Origin of the sequence: Streptomyces sp. NPDC001292 (assembly GCF_042896465.1) — a bacterium.
In the GTDB taxonomy this organism is placed as follows: domain Bacteria; phylum Actinomycetota; class Actinomycetes; order Streptomycetales; family Streptomycetaceae; genus Streptomyces.
The window spans coordinates 60,568-75,665 of record NZ_JBIAXG010000026.1 but is presented as its reverse complement, the minus strand read 5'-3'; the positions used below and the strand labels follow the sequence as shown (position 1 = coordinate 75,665).

The following is a 15,098-nucleotide window of genomic DNA, read 5'->3' as shown; positions in this document are numbered from 1 at the left end:
CCTGGCACCCGGCTCCCGTCCTCCGCCGCGAGGACGGGAGCCGGGTGCGCGCTCTCCATCTCCTTGAGGCTCGCGCGGGTGCGGCCGGTGAACACTCCGACCAATTTTTGACAATGTGCCCCCATATCGCATTCCGGCACCGGTGGATGGGTAACACTGAGCGGCGGAGGGGGGAGATGCGCGGCGGTGCTGTGCCGGCGCGCACATCCCGGAGTGTCACGCCGGCCTTGGGGAAGGCGGCGAGTGGACCAGCGGGGGGATGCATGACGCGGTCGCTTCCGGGGCAGAAGCCTGCCCGCGGGGGAGCGCGGCCGGGGCGCCGAGCGCTTCCGGTCGTGGTGGTCGGCGCCGGGCCGTACGGGCTGTCGGTCGCCGCGCACCTGCGCGGGGCGGGCGTCCCGGTGCGGGTCTTCGGGGAGGTCATGGGCAGTTGGCGGCATGCCATGGCGACCGGGATGTTCCTGAAGTCGACGCCGGACGCCGTCGACCTGTCAGCCCCGGAGCCCGGCGGGCGGCTGGCGGACTTCCTCCAAGTGCACGGTGAGCCGGAGCTGACCGAACTGACGCCCATCCCGTGCGAGGTGTTCGTACGCTACGGACAGTGGTTCCAGAAGCAGTACGTCGGTGAGGTGGAGCCGGCCCGGGTGGTGGCCGTCGCCCCGGCCACGTCCGGCGCGGCGTTCGCCGTACGGCTGGACGACGGACAGGAATTCGCGGCCGCCGCCGTCGTCGTGGCCACCGGGCTGAACGGACTGGCCCACATCCCCGGCGAGTTGCGCGGCCTCGCGCCTGAAGGTCCTGGGCCCGACGCGCCGGTGTCGCACACCGGCCAGCACACCGATCTGTCCCGCTACGCCGGCCGTCGGGTCGCCGTGGTCGGCGGGGGCCAGTCCGCCCTGGAGAGCGCCGCCCTGCTCCACGAGTCCGGTGCCCGGGCCCAGGTGCTGGTCCGGGAGAGCGCCGTGCTGTGGGGGACGGCGCCGCAGCCGGGCCGGTCCTGGGCGCGGCGGATCGGCAGGCCCGCCTCGCCCCTGGGCACGGGCTGGATCCTGGCCGTGGTCTGCCGGGCCCCCGGCGCGGTACGGCTTCTGCCGGCCGCGGCCCGACTGCTGCTGTTCCGGCGCGCGTTGCGGCCGTCGGGCGGCTGGTGGCTGCGGGACCGGGTCGCGGGCGTCGTGCCGGTGCGCACCTCGCGCCGGGTCGTACGGGCCGCAACCGCCGGGTCCGGCGTACGGCTGGACGTCGTCGGGCCGGGCGGTGTGGCGGAGGTGCTCGACGTCGACCACGTGCTGGCCGCCACCGGTTACCGTCTGGACCTGGACGCCGTTCCGTTCCTGTCGCCGGCGGTGCGCCGTGCGCTCAGGCGGGTGCCGGGTTCGAGGGCGCCGCGGCTGAGCCCGGGGTTCGAATCGTCGGTGCCGGGTCTGTACTTCACCGGATCGCTCGCCGCCCCGATGTTCGGGCCGATGATGCGCTTCGTCGCCGGCACCGGGTACGCCGCGGCCCGGGTCGCCCGGGACCGGGTCCGCCGGGTGGCCGACGCCTCGTGAGAGCGCTCTCAACCGGTCGGAGAGCAGCCTAGCGGGAAACTGGGTTATCAGGTCCATGCCAATACAGGGGGGGCGCGACGGACGGACTCGACCGCCATCCTGTTTGCCTAATAGGTTTAGGTAGTTATTCAATGGCTTCAGGCTCTTGGCGGTTTCCGATGGGAGGAGCGGCGTGGCGCGTGCGGGGTTGACCACGGATCGCCTGGTCAGGGCTGGGGCGGAGCTGTCGGACGAGGTCGGTTTCGAGCACGTGACCGTCTCGGCCCTCGCCCGGCGGTTCGACGTCAAGGCCGCGAGCCTGTACTCGCACCTGAAGAACTCCCAGGACCTCAAGACGAGGATCGCCCTGCTCGCCCTGGAGGAACTCGCGGACCGGGCCGCCGACGCGCTGGCCGGGCGGGCAGGCAAGGACGCCCTCGCCGCCTTCGCGAACGTCTACCGCGACTACGCCCGGGAACACCCCGGCCGTTACGCGGCGGCACGGCTCCGGCTGGACCCGGAGACCGCCGCCGTGAGCGCCGGGGGCAGGCACGCGCAGATGACCCGCGCGATCCTGCGCGGCTACGACCTGCCCGAGCCGGACCAGACCCACGCCGTCCGGCTGCTGGGCAGCGCCTTCCACGGCTACGTCAGCCTGGAACTGGCCGGCGGCTTCGCCCACAGCGCCCCGGACCCCCAGGAGACCTGGACCTGGATCCTCGACCGCCTCGACACGATGCTGCGCACGTGGCCCCGGACGTGACCGCCCTCGCCGCGACGCCCGCGACGCCCGCGGGAGGGGCACACGCCCGGCGGCGCGGCGCCTCCACGTCCGCGGCGCCTCCATGTCCGCGGCGCCTCCATGTCCGCGGCGCCTCCATGTCCGCGGCGCCTCCATGTCCGCGGCGCCTCCACGTCCGCGGCGCACGTCCGTCTGCGGGCCGGGCATGTCTGTGGCGCCTCCGCATCGGTAGTGCGGGGCTGCGGCTCGTGCGGAGCTGACGCCCGCGCCGCCTGCCCGGTCCTGGAGTCGGGTCGGTCGCGTACGGGTGGCGTGTGTTCGGCGCGGGCCGCACGCGCCTGCGGCTCCCATGGCTGCGGCGCCTTTGCGGCGGTCGTGCGGGGACGTGGCCCGTGCGGGGTCGCGGCTCGCGCCGCTGACGCGTCGTGGCCGTGTACGCGTGGGTTCGCGTCTGGTGGCGGCCGCGTTGGCGGGTTGTGCGTGGGGCGGTGAGTCCGCGCGTCCGTGCACGGCTGCGGCGCGCGTAGGTGTGCGCGCCCAAGGGGCCGCGCGGCGGTCTGTCTGCGCGTGACGTCGCGGTTGGTGTTCGCCGCGATGTCGCGAGGGCGGCCCCGGTCCCCGCCTGCCGTACGGCTGCGCTTGCGGACCGTGGGCGGGTCCGGTGCTCCGGCGTCGGCGCCGGCTTCTGCTGCGGCCCCCGCGTCGGCTTCTGCCCCGGTACGGCCTCGTCGCCGATGGTCTGCTGCGAGACGACGCCGACCGCGCGGCACGTGCGGTCCACGGCGACCGCCCGGCCGGGTCGGCGAAGGAGCGGGGTCGGGAAAGTGACGGCGCGGCCGCTACGATCCGTTGCTGCTTGCGCACGGTCCGCACCCGGGCGCCGAGGGTTGCCGTCGCGTCGGTGACCGGTTCGTCGAATTCGTACTCACTGTCGAGGACAGCGCTTTCACCCGCCGCAATGCCCGGGATCCGAGAGTCGCCCGCGCGGTTCGGGCAGGGCTCTCGCTGAACGATCAACCGTGCAGGTCGTGACGATGCGGGAGGGTGGATGTTACAAATGCCGGATGGCCGACCGTTTTACCCGTCTTCGACGCATATCGTTGCGCTCGCTGCTGGGAAAGAGCCCGCGAAGCGTCGCCGGACAGGTGTTCGTTCTGCAGGTGGCGCTGGTGGTGCTGCTTGTGGCCTTCGCCGTCTTCGCTCTCGTCCTCCAGTCGCAGCGCGACATCAACGCCGAGGCCAAGCGCCGTTCCGTGGCGGTAGCGCAGACCTTCGCGCACTCCCCGGGCGTCGTGAACGCACTGCGGACGCCCGGCCCGTCGAAGGTGCTCCAGCCCCTCACGGAGACGGCGCGCAGGTCCGCGGGGGTCGACTTCATCGTCGTCATGGACACGAAGGGCATCCGCTACACCCACCCCCTGCCGGACCGCATCGGGCAGCGTTTCGTCGGCACCATCGAGCCGTCACTGGACGGCAAGGTCTTCACCGAGAGCGTCCACGGGCCGCTCGGCGAGGAGGTACAGGCCACCGTTCCCATCAAGGACGGCGGCCGTGTGGTGGCGCTGGTCTCCGCCGGGCTCCAGGTCAAGCACGTGACCAGCCAGGTACAGCGGCAGATACCGATCATCCTGGGCGCCGGGGCGGCGGCGCTGGGCCTGGCCACCGGCGTGACGGCCCTCGTGGGCAGGCGGCTGCGGCGGCAGACCCACAGCCTCGCTCCGGACGAGATGACCCGCATGTACGACCACCACGACGCGGTGCTGCACTCCGTACGCGAAGGAGTGCTCATCATCGGTGACGACGGACGGCTGCTGCTGGCGAACGACGAGGCCAGGCGGCTGCTGGACCTGCCGGCGGACGCCGAGGGCAGGCAGGTGGCGCACTTCCCGACGCTGGAGTCCGAGACGGTCGAACTGCTCACCTCCGGCCGCATGGCCACCGACGAGGTGCACCTCGCCGGATCCCGCCTGCTGGCGGTCAACCAGCGGCCCACACACCGTGACGGAGAACAGGGGCGCACGGTGGTGACGCTGCGCGACTCCACCGAACTCCAGGCCGTCTCCGGCCGGGCCCAGGTCGCCCGGGAACGGCTCGAGCTGCTCTACGACGCCGGACTGGGCATCGGCACCACCCTCGACGTGGCCCGCACCGCCGACGAACTCGCCCAGGTCGCCGTCCCCCGCTTCGCCGACTACGTCTCCGTGGACCTCGCCGAGGGCGTACTGCAGGGCGAGGAGCCCGCCACCACCGCGACGGGCCTGCGCCGCGTCGCCGTACACGGCGTCCAGGACGACTCGCCGCTCTACGAGAAGGGCCGGCTGATCGACTTCCTGCCGTCCACGCCCCAGGCCCGCAGCTTCGGCACCGGCCGCCTGGAACTGGTCACGGACCTGTCGTCGGCGTACGGCTGGCAGGCGCAGGACCCGGAACGCGCCGAGGCGATCGTGAACTACGGCATCCACTCGCTGATCTCGGCCCCGATCCAGGCCCGCGGTGTCGTACTGGGCATGGCGAACTTCTGGCGCTCCAAGGAGCGCGGCCCGTTCGACGAGGAGGAGCTGTCCCTGGCCGAGGAGCTGGTGGCCAGGGCCGCGGTCAGTATCGACAACGCCCGTCGGTACGCCCGTGAGCACGCGCTCGCGGTCACCCTGCAGCGCAGCCTGCTGCCGCGGGCCCTGCCCGAGCTGAGCGCGCTGGATGTCGGCTACCGCTATCTGCCCGCACAGTCGGGCGTGAGCGGTGACTGGTTCGACGTGATCCCGCTGCCCGGCGGGCGGGTCGCCCTGGTCGTCGGGGACGTGGTCGGGCATGGCCTGCACGCCGCCGCCACCATGGGACGGCTGCGGACCGCGGTGCACAACTTCTCCACGCTCGACCTGCCCCCGGACGAGCTGCTGAGCCACCTGGACGACCTCGTCGGCCGCATCGACCAGGACGAGGCCTCCACCGGCGCCGCCGCGGCCGTCGTCGGAGCCACCTGTCTGTACGCGATCTACGATCCCGTCACCCGCCGCTGCGCCATGGCGCGCGCCGGTCATCTCGCGCCCGCGCTGATCAGCCCGGACGGCAGCGTCACCTTCCCGGATCTGCCGCACGGGCCGCCGCTCGGCCTGGGCGGCATGCCGTTCCGGACCGCCGAGCTGGAGCTCCCCGAAGGCACCCAGCTCGCCCTGTACACCGACGGTCTCGTCGAGGACCGCCGGCGGGACCTTGACGTCGGCATGGAGATGCTGCGCCAGGTCCTCGCGGGCCACCCCGACCGCTCGCCGGAGCAGAGCTGCCAGGCGGTGCTGGACGAGCTGCTGCCCGCGCGTCCCAAGGACGACGTCGCCCTGCTCATCGCCCGCACCCGGGCGCTGCCGTGCGACCGGGTCGCCGAGTGGGACGTACCGCCCGACCCGGCCGCCGTCGCCCGGGTCCGCGTGGCGGCCGCCCGCACGCTCGACGAGTGGGGCCTGTCCGAGCTCGGCTTCGGCATGGAACTCGTGCTGAGCGAACTCGTCACCAACGCCATCCGCTACGGCGGCGAGCCGATCCACGTCCGGCTCATCCGCGACCGCACGCTGATCTGCGAGGTGTCCGACGGCACCAGCACCTCGCCGCACCTGCGCTATGCCGCGACGACCGAGGAGGGCGGCCGCGGTCTGTTCCTGGTGTCGCAGATGACCGAGCACTGGGGCACCCGCTACTCCCCGCACGGAAAGGTGATCTGGGCGGAGTTCGCCCTGCCCGAGGGCGTGGAGGGCGTCGAGAACCCGGGCACGGCCGCGTCCGTGACGGCCGCGAGCCCCGCCGACGGCTGGCCCACCGTCCCGGGTACACCGGTGCTCCCCGGCCAGGCGACGGGCGGCCGGGCCGGGTGACGGGCGATCCCTGTCCCGGGGCAGTGTGGTGACGGCCGTGGGGACGGGGTAGCCGGCGTCGTTCATCAGCTTGGGCGGCCAGGTGTTCAGGCCGTAGACCAGGCAGCCCCATGAACGAGGCGACCCAGATGCCGATGCCCGCGCGCAGGTGGGCCTGCTGGAGCAGACCGGCCTGATCGCCATCGTCCCCGAGCACGTCGGCGAGGTCTTCGCATCGTTCCACCGACTGCGCATGGTGCGGCTCCCGTTCGACACCGAGCCGATCGAGGTGGCGCTGTACGCCCGGCACGAGTCCTCGCGCAGCCCGTCCCAGCGGTGGCTGGTGCGGTTCATGTCCGAGGTCCTGGGGGAGCGGGTGAGCCCGGCCCAGCTGCCCCCGTCCGCCGCCCTGCAGGCCGCGCCGCGCGCCTGCCCGCCATGAGCGTGAGGCGCGTAGGCCAACCGGGTGCAATCCGCCGGGCGTTACTCCGTCTCGGCGACGGCTGCCTCCGGTTCGGCGGCGCGAAACGGAAGGATGGGGCCCGGGCCCTGCGGGACACCGCGTGGACCTTCGCGTACCCATCTCCTGAGAGAAAGCGTGTCACGGGCCGCATGACAGACGTCCAGCACACCACGCGGGAAACCGCCGCTCCCCGTCGTCGCCTGCGGCCCGGTGCCGTGGTGGTGAACTGGGTGACGACGACCGATCACAAGACGATCGGTTCGCTGTATCTGATCACCTCCTTCATGTTCTTCCTGATCGGCGGTGTCATGGCGCTGCTGATGCGCGCCGAGCTGGGCCGTCCGGGCCTGCAACTGCTGTCGAACGACCAGTTCAACCAGATGTTCACGATGCACGGCACGGTCATGCTGCTGATGTTCGCGACGCCGCTGTTCGCCGGGTTCACGAACTGGATCATGCCGCTTCAGATCGGCGCCCCGGACGTGGCCTTCCCGCGGCTGAACATGTTCGCCTACTGGCTGTACCTGTTCGGCTCGCTCATCGCGGTGGCCGGCTTCCTCACCCCGCAGGGCGCCGCCGACTTCGGCTGGTTCGCCTACGCCCCGCTGAACGACGTGATCCACACCCCGGGCCTGGGCGCGGACCTGTGGATCCTCGGCCTGGGCATGTCCGGCTTCGGCACCATCCTCGGCTCGGTCAACTTCATCACCACGGTCATCTGCATGCGCGCCCCGGGCATGACCATGTTCCGCATGCCGATCTTCACCTGGAACGTGCTGCTCACCAGCGTCCTGGTGCTGCTGGCCTTCCCGGTCCTGGCGGCCGCTCTGCTCTCCCTGGAGGTGGACCGCAAGTGGGGCGCCCAAGTCTTCGAGGCGGCCAACGGCGGTTCGCTGCTGTGGCAGCACCTCTTCTGGTTCTTCGGGCACCCCGAGGTGTACATCATCGCCCTGCCGTTCTTCGGCATCGTCAGTGAGGTCATCCCGGTCTTCGCCCGCAAGCCGATCTTCGGTTACATGGGCCTGATCGGCGCCACCATCTCGATCGCGGGCCTGTCGGTGACCGTGTGGGCGCACCACATGTTCGTCACCGGCGGTGTGCTGCTGCCGTTCTTCTCCTTTCTGAGCTTCCTGATCGCGGTCCCGACCGGGGTGAAGTTCTTCAACTGGACCGGCACCATGTGGAGGGGGTCCTTGAGCTTCGAGACGCCGATGCTGTGGGCGACCGGCTTCCTGGTGACGTTCCTCTTCGGCGGTCTGACCGGCGTCCTGCTGGCCTCGCCGCCGCTGGACTTCCACGTCTCGGACTCGTACTTCGTGGTGGCCCACTTCCACTACGTCGTCTTCGGCACCGTGGTCTTCGCGATGTTCGCCGGCTTCCACTTCTGGTGGCCGAAGTGGACCGGCAAGATGCTCGACGAGCGCCTGGGGAAGATGACCTTCTGGACGCTGTTCGTCGGCTTCCACACCACGTTCCTGGTGCAGCACTGGCTGGGCGCGGAGGGCATGCCGCGCCGGTACGTCGACTATCTGGCGACCGACGGCTTCACCGCGCTCAACGAGATCTCCACCATCGGGTCGTTCCTGCTGGGGCTGTCGATGCTGCCGTTCTTCTACAACGTGTGGAAGACGGCCAAGTACGGCCAGAAGGTCGAGACCGACGACCCCTGGGGCTACGGCCGCTCCCTGGAGTGGGCGACCTCCTGCCCGCCGCCGCGGCACAACTTCGTCACCCTGCCCGTCATCCGCAGCGAGTCCCCGGCCTTCGACCTGCACCACCCGGAGGTCTCGGTCACGGACAAGCGGGAGAACCTGGGCCTGCCCGGATGACCGACGCGGCGAAACGCCCGGACGGGCAGCCGGCCGGGCCCGCCGGACTGGTCGAGCAGGTCGAGGGCTATCTGCTGTGGCAGACCCGTGTCGCCGAGGCCGAGCAGCGGGCCCGAGCCTTCACCGAGCCCATGCAGTGGCTGACCACGGCGCAGCGCGAGGAGATCGAGGAGCACTACGTCTCCGACTGCCTGCTGCGGGCCCGGGCGGACCTCCAGCGGGTCGCCGAACGGTGCCGGGCGCTGCGCGGCGAGTACGAGGAGCGCTACCAGCAGTTGCGGGCGCGGTGCTTCGCGTTCGTCCTCGTCGCCCTCGCGGTGCTGGCCGGGGCGGCGGTCCTGGCCCTGGCCCTCGCACGGCCCTGAGACCGCGGATCCGTCCCGCCCGGCCTATGACGAAAACGCTTGGGCCGCCCTCCTCACGGGGGCCGCCCGAGCCCGTTGCGCCGGCCCACCGTGCCGGGCCGTGATCACGGGAGCGTCACCGCGGCGGCTGGTCCTGGCCCGGGTCCGGCCGGCCGAGCTGCTCCTTGAGCTTGTCCTGACCGGTGTCGACCTGGCTCCGGTACTTTCCCTGAGTCCGCTCGTCGACGTAGTCACCGGCTTTGTCGATGCCCTTGCCGGCCTGCTCCTCGTGACCTTTCAGCAGTCCCTTGAGCTTGTCCAGCATGCTCATCGCATACTCCTTCGCGCCGTGGTTCCTCTCAGGATGGCCGACGGCGGTAGGGACTGCATCCGCAACCGGAAGGGCGCGGATCAGCTGCGGACATGCCGGTCTTCCGGCAGCGCCGCACAGGTTCAGCGGGCACACAGGTTCCCGGCCGGTGGCACGCCGTCGAGCAGCCGGCGGCCGTCCCGCTCGGTGATGTGCCAGGCCGTGCAGAGGGAGTCGCCCTGCGCGGAGCGCAGCAGCAGGAAGTCGTGGCCGTCGCGGTGCTCGACCCGGGCCTGCAACCGAGGGGCGTGCTCTCCCAGGCGGCCCAGATAGTCGGCGGCGTAGTCGTCGGAGACGGTGTCCGCGTCGAACAGGGCCTGGAAGCCGTCCGAGTCCCGGTCGGCGGCCGCCTTCTGGACCCTGTCGGCCAGCGCGGCCACGCTCGGCGCGCCGGGCGGGGGTTCCGTCGCGATCGAATAGCACACCACGCCCAGCCAGGTGCCCAGACCGACGATCAGCGCGATCACCGCAAGACGCGACTTGCTCGAACGCTTCGAGCGCCCTTCCGGCACTGCTCTTCCTCCCGACATGCCCTGTGTAGGGGACCACTCTCCCACGGCGGACGACCCGTGCGGACACGAGGCCCTAGGCTCCGGGCGTCCAGTGCGTGTTGGAGGGGCTGCCCCGAACGGCCTTCTTCACGCTTGCGACCACCGGCCCATGACCCAGGACCGGCGCGAGCCTGACCAGCGACCTGCGCACGGGGGAAGATGACATCGCGAGCGGACAGCGGACGCACGACGACGCGGAGGAGCGTGGGTGCCATGCAGCACGAGCGAGCGGGCAAGCCGGCCCGACCCGAGGACCTGATCGACGTGGCCCGGCTGGTGACGGCGTACTACGCGCTGCACCCCGACCCGGCCGAGGCGGGACAGCGGGTGGCGTTCGGCACCTCCGGACACCGCGGATCGTCCCTGGCGACGGCCTTCAACGAGGACCACATCGCCGCGACCAGCCAGGCCATCTGCGAGTACCGCGCGCGGCAGGGCACCGACGGCCCCCTCTTCCTGGGCGCGGACACCCACGCCCTGTCCGAGCCCGCGCGGGTCACCGCGCTGGAGGTCTTCGCGGCCAACGACGTCACCGTCCTCATCGACACGGCGGACGGCTACACCCCCACCCCGGCGGTCTCCCACGCGATCCTGACGCACAACCGCTCCCGCACCTCGGGCCTCGCCGACGGTGTCGTCGTGACCCCGTCGCACAACCCGCCCGGCGACGGCGGCTTCAAGTACAACCCGCCCAGTGGCGGCCCGGCGGGCTCGGAGGCGACCTCCTGGATCCAGGACCGGGCCAACGAGATCATCGCCGGCGGCCTGAAGGACGTGCGGCGCGTCCCCTACACCCGCGCGCTGGCCGCGCCCGGCACCGGCCGCTACGACTTCCTCGGCGCCTACGTCACCGATCTGCCGAGCGTGCTCGACCTCGACGCGATCCGGACCGCCTGCGTGCGCATCGGCGCCGACCCGCTGGGCGGCGCCTCCGTCGCCTACTGGGGCCGCATCGCCGAACAGCACCGACTCGACCTGACCGTGGTCAACCCGCTCACCGACCCCACCTGGCGCTTCATGACGCTGGACTGGGACGGCAAGATCCGTATGGACTGCTCCTCGCCGTACGCGATGGCCTCGCTCATCGGGCAGCGCGACCGCTTTCACATCGCCACGGGCAACGACGCCGACGCCGACCGGCACGGCATCGTCACCCCGGACGCCGGGCTGCTGAACCCCAACCACTACCTCGCCGCGGCCATCTCCTACCTCTACGCCCACCGCACCCGGTGGCCCGGCGAGGCGGGCGTGGGCAAGACGCTGGTCTCCTCCGGCATGATCGACCGGGTCGCCGCGGACCTCGGCCGTCGGCTGGTCGAAGTGCCCGTGGGCTTCAAGTGGTTCGTGGACGGGCTGATCGACTCCTCGCTCGGCTTCGGCGGGGAGGAGTCCGCCGGAGCGTCGTTCCTGCGCCGGGACGGCTCGGTGTGGACCACCGACAAGGACGGCGTCGTCCTGGCCCTGCTCGCCTCCGAGATCACCGCCGTCACCGACCGGACGCCGTCCCAGCACTACGCGGAACTCACCGCCCGCTTCGGCGAACCCGCCTACGCCCGCGTCGACGCACCGGCCACCCGCGAGGAGAAGGCCCGCCTGGCCAAGCTGTCCCCGGCCCAGGTCGCCGCCGACACCCTCGCCGGGGAACCGGTCACCGCCGTCCTCACCGAGGCGCCCGGCAACGGCGCGCCCATCGGCGGCATCAAGGTGACCACCGAGAACGCCTGGTTCGCGGCCCGCCCCTCGGGCACCGAGGACGTCTACAAGATCTACGCCGAGTCGTTCCGGGGCCCCGACCACCTCTCCCAGGTCCAGGACGAGGCCGCAAGCGTCGTCCACGCGGCACTCGGCGGGTGACGACGGCACCACGACAGCGGCGGAAGCGCGGGAGACAATCGGGATGAGTGGCCCGGCTCACATGGCATGACGAGGGCATGCCCGACACCATGGTCCTTTCACCGGCAGGCCGAAGGGATAGAGCATGTTCCGCAAGGTGCTGGTCGCCAACCGGGGCGAGATCGCGATCCGCGCTTTCCGCGCCGGCTACGAACTGGGCGCGCGAACCGTCGCCGTCTTCCCGTACGAGGACCGCAATTCGCTGCACCGGCTGAAAGCCGACGAGGCCTACCAGATCGGCCAGCCCGGGCACCCGGTCCGCGCCTACCTCTCCGTCGAGGAGATCGTCCGCGCGGCGCGCCGGGCGGGCGCGGACGCCGTCTACCCCGGCTACGGGTTCCTGTCCGAGAACCCCGAACTCGCCCGCGCCTGTCAGGAGTCGGGCATCACCTTCGTCGGACCGGACGCCGGCACGCTGGAGCTGACGGGGAACAAGGCCCGCGCGGTGGCGGCCGCCCGCGCGGCCGGCGTGCCGGTGCTCGGCTCCTCCGCGCCCTCCACCGACGTCGACGAACTGGTCCGCGCCGCCGAGGACATCGGCTTCCCCGTGTTCGTCAAGGCGGTCGCGGGCGGGGGAGGGCGCGGCATGCGCCGGGTGGAGGACCCCGCCGCGCTGCGCGAGTCCATCGAGGCGGCGTCCCGGGAGGCGGCGTCCGCGTTCGGCGACCCCACCGTCTTCCTGGAGAAGGCCGTCGTCGACCCGCGCCACATCGAGGTGCAGATCCTCGCCGACGGCCAGGGCGACGTCATCCACCTGTTCGAGCGTGACTGTTCGCTCCAGCGCCGCCACCAGAAAGTCATCGAACTCGCCCCCGCGCCGAACCTCGACCCCGCGCTGCGCGAGCGGATCTGCGCCGACGCGGTGCGCTTCGCCCGGGAGATCGGCTACCGCAACGCGGGCACCGTGGAATTCCTCCTCGACCGCGACGGCAACCACGTCTTCATCGAGATGAACCCGCGCATCCAGGTCGAGCACACGGTGACCGAGGAGGTCACCGACGTCGACCTGGTCCAGGCCCAGCTCCGCATCGCCGCCGGCGAGACCCTGGCCGACCTCGGGCTCTCCCAGGACACCGTCACCCTGCGCGGCGCCGCCCTGCAGTGCCGTATCACCACCGAGGACCCGGCCAACGGCTTCCGCCCGGACACCGGCCGCATCAGCGCCTACCGCTCCCCGGGCGGCTCGGGCATCCGCCTGGACGGCGGAACCACCCACGCCGGTACCGAGATCAGCGCGCACTTCGACTCGATGCTCGTCAAACTCACCTGCCGCGGAAGGGACTTCAAGGCCGCGATCGGCCGGGCCCGGCGCGCCGTGGCCGAGTTCCGCATCCGCGGGGTCGCCACCAACATCCCGTTCCTCCAGGCCGTACTGGACGACCCCGACTTCCAGGCCGGGCGGGTCACGACGTCGTTCATCGAACAGCGCCCGCACCTGCTGACCGCGCGCTCCTCCGCCGACCGCGGCACCAAGTTGCTCACCTACCTCGCCGACGTCACCGTGAACAAGCCCCACGGGGAGCGCCCCGAGGTGATCGACCCGGTCACCAAACTGCCGCCGCTGCCCGCGGGCGAGCCCCCCGCCGGCTCCCGGCAGAAGCTCGTCGAACTCGGCCCGGACGGCTTCGCCCGCCGCCTGCGCGAGTCGCCGACCATCGGCGTCACCGACACCACCTTCCGTGACGCGCACCAGTCGCTGCTCGCCACCCGGGTGCGCACCAAGGACCTCCTCGCCGCCGCCCCGATCGTGGCACGGACCCTGCCCCAGCTGCTGTCCCTGGAGTGCTGGGGCGGCGCCACCTACGACGTCGCCCTGCGCTTCCTCGCCGAGGACCCCTGGGAGCGCCTGGCCGCCCTGCGCGAGGCGGTGCCCAACATCTGCCTCCAGATGCTGCTGCGCGGCCGCAACACCGTGGGCTACACCCCGTACCCGACCGAGGTGACCGACGCCTTCGTCCAGGAGGCCGCCGCCACCGGCATCGACATCTTCCGCATCTTCGACGCCCTGAACGACGTGGGCCAGATGCGGCCGGCCATCGACGCCGTACGCGAGACCGGGACGGCGGTCGCCGAGGTCGCCCTGTGCTACACGGGGGACCTGTCCGACCCCTCCGAGCGCCTGTACACCCTGGACTACTACCTGCGCCTGGCCGAGCAGATCGTGGCCGCCGGAGCGCACGTCCTGGCCGTGAAGGACATGGCCGGGCTGCTGCGGGCGCCCGCCGCGGCCAGGCTCGTCTCGGCGCTGCGCCGCGAGTTCGATCTGCCGGTCCACCTGCACACCCACGACACCGCGGGCGGCCAGCTCGCCACCTACCTCGCCGCCGTCCAGGCCGGCGCCGACGCCGTGGACGGCGCGGTCGCCTCCATGGCCGGCACCACCTCCCAGCCGTCGCTGTCGGCGATCGTCGCCGCCACCGACCACTCCGACCGGCCCACCGGCCTGGACCTGAAGGCGGTCGGCGACCTGGAGCCGTACTGGGAGAGCGTCCGCAAGATCTACGCCCCGTTCGAGGCGGGACTGGCCTCGCCGACCGGACGCGTCTACCACCACGAGATCCCCGGCGGTCAGCTGTCCAACCTGCGCACCCAGGCGGTCGCGCTGGGCCTCGGCGACCGCTTCGAGGACATCGAGGCGATGTACGCCGCCGCCGACCGCATCCTGGGCCGCCTGGTCAAGGTCACCCCCTCGTCCAAGGTGGTCGGCGACCTCGCCCTGCACCTGGTCGGCGCCGGTGTGGCGCCGGAGGACTTCGAGGCGGCACCGGACCGGTTCGACATCCCCGACTCCGTGATCGGCTTCCTGCGCGGTGAGCTGGGCACCCCGCCCGGCGGCTGGCCCGAGCCGTTCCGCACCAAGGCGCTCAACGGCCGCGCGGACGCCAGGCCCGTCACCGAGCTCACCGCCGAGGACCGCACCGGCCTGGAGAAGTCCCGCCGCGCCACGCTCAACCGGCTGCTCTTCCCCGGGCCGACACGGGACTTCGAGGCCCACCGCCAGGCCTACGGCGACACCAGCGTGCTGGACAGCAAGGACTTCTTCTACGGGCTGCGCCCCGCCGACGAGTACGCCGTCGACCTCGAGCCCGGCGTGCGGCTCCTCATCGAGCTCCAGGCCATCGGCGAGGCGGACGAACGCGGCATGCGCACCGTGATGTCCACGCTGAACGGCCAGCTCCGCCCGATCCAGGTGCGCGACGCCGCGGCGGCATCCGACATCCCCGTGACCGAGAAGGCCGACCGGGCCAACCCCGGCCATGTTGCGGCGCCGTTCGCCGGTGTGGTGACCCTCGCGGTCGCGGAGGGCGACGAGGTGTCGGCCGGCGCGACCGTGGCCACCATCGAGGCGATGAAGATGGAGGCCGCCATCACCGCCCCCAGGGCCGGCCGGGTGACCAGGCTGGCCATCAACCGCATCCAGCAGGTGGAGGGCGGCGACCTGCTCGTCGAGGTGGGCTGAACCGGCCCCGCACGGCGCACCACCGGCCCGGCCGGTGGTGCGCCATGCCGTTTCCGCTGCCGGTGCCCGGGCGGA

Annotated in this window: 9 protein-coding genes and 2 pseudogenes; 8 read left to right on the top strand and 3 right to left on the bottom strand. The window is 72.1% G+C overall.

Annotated features, from left to right (window positions below):
- Nucleotides 1–338: 338 nt before the first annotated feature.
- The 3 genes from ACFY4A_RS25340 (at nt 339) to ACFY4A_RS25330 (ending at nt 6,134) form a co-directional block, all read left to right on the top strand.
- Nucleotides 339–1,550 carry an FAD-dependent oxidoreductase gene (locus ACFY4A_RS25340; protein WP_390831688.1) on the top strand — a complete coding sequence of 404 codons (1,212 nt, stop codon included), beginning with the start codon at nt 339–341 and terminating at the stop codon, nt 1,548–1,550.
- A gap of 172 nt (nt 1,551–1,722) precedes the next feature.
- Nucleotides 1,723–2,292, top strand: a complete 570-nt coding sequence (locus tag ACFY4A_RS25335; protein ID WP_390831644.1) for a TetR/AcrR family transcriptional regulator — start codon at nt 1,723–1,725, stop codon at nt 2,290–2,292.
- 1,043 nt (nt 2,293–3,335) lie between these two features.
- Complete coding sequence (locus tag ACFY4A_RS25330) at nt 3,336–6,134, top strand: SpoIIE family protein phosphatase (protein WP_390831643.1); 2,799 nt, start codon at nt 3,336–3,338, stop codon at nt 6,132–6,134.
- Between the two features lie 21 nt (nt 6,135–6,155).
- On the opposite strand, the pseudogene ACFY4A_RS25325 reads toward ACFY4A_RS25330, so the two are convergent.
- Nucleotides 6,156–6,300 (bottom strand): annotated as a pseudogene (locus ACFY4A_RS25325) (MFS transporter); the annotation flags it as partial.
- On the opposite strand from ACFY4A_RS25325, the pseudogene ACFY4A_RS25320 reads away from it, so the two are divergent.
- The 3 genes and pseudogenes from ACFY4A_RS25320 to ACFY4A_RS25310 all read left to right on the top strand — a co-directional run.
- Nucleotides 6,289–6,555: pseudogene (locus ACFY4A_RS25320) on the top strand (LysR family transcriptional regulator); the annotation flags it as partial. The pseudogenes ACFY4A_RS25325 and ACFY4A_RS25320 sit on opposite strands and share 12 nt — an antisense overlap.
- 170 nt (nt 6,556–6,725) lie before the next feature.
- Nucleotides 6,726–8,405, top strand: a complete 1,680-nt coding sequence (gene ctaD, locus ACFY4A_RS25315; RefSeq protein ID WP_390831642.1) for a cytochrome c oxidase subunit I — start codon at nt 6,726–6,728, stop codon at nt 8,403–8,405.
- The gene (locus tag ACFY4A_RS25310) at nt 8,402–8,770 is read left to right on the top strand and encodes a cytochrome C oxidase subunit I (protein ID WP_390831641.1); all 369 of its coding nucleotides are present in this window, start codon (nt 8,402–8,404) and stop codon (nt 8,768–8,770) included. The genes ctaD and ACFY4A_RS25310 overlap by 4 nt, the downstream gene beginning before the upstream one ends.
- A 115-nt stretch (nt 8,771–8,885) precedes the next feature.
- Here the strand turns inward: ACFY4A_RS25310 and ACFY4A_RS25305 are convergent, their stop codons facing one another.
- Together ACFY4A_RS25305 and ACFY4A_RS25300 are read right to left on the bottom strand one after the other, a co-directional pair.
- Entirely contained in the window at nt 8,886–9,080 is a 195-nt protein-coding gene (locus tag ACFY4A_RS25305) for an antitoxin (RefSeq protein WP_390831640.1), read from the bottom strand.
- Between the two features lie 122 nt (nt 9,081–9,202).
- Nucleotides 9,203–9,586 (bottom strand): hypothetical protein, encoded by a 384-nt coding sequence (locus ACFY4A_RS25300; RefSeq protein ID WP_390831639.1) that lies wholly within the window; start codon nt 9,584–9,586, stop codon nt 9,203–9,205.
- A gap of 297 nt (nt 9,587–9,883) precedes the next feature.
- Between ACFY4A_RS25300 and pgm the strand changes: the two genes are divergently transcribed.
- Both pgm and ACFY4A_RS25290 read left to right on the top strand, forming a co-directional pair.
- A complete protein-coding gene (pgm, locus tag ACFY4A_RS25295) occupies nt 9,884–11,524 on the top strand; it encodes a phosphoglucomutase (alpha-D-glucose-1,6-bisphosphate-dependent) (RefSeq protein ID WP_390831638.1) in 1,641 nt (546 codons plus the stop codon).
- Between the two features lie 124 nt (nt 11,525–11,648).
- Entirely contained in the window at nt 11,649–15,023 is a 3,375-nt protein-coding gene (locus ACFY4A_RS25290; protein ID WP_390831637.1) for a pyruvate carboxylase, read from the top strand.
- The last annotated feature ends 75 nt before the right edge of the window (nt 15,024–15,098 follow it).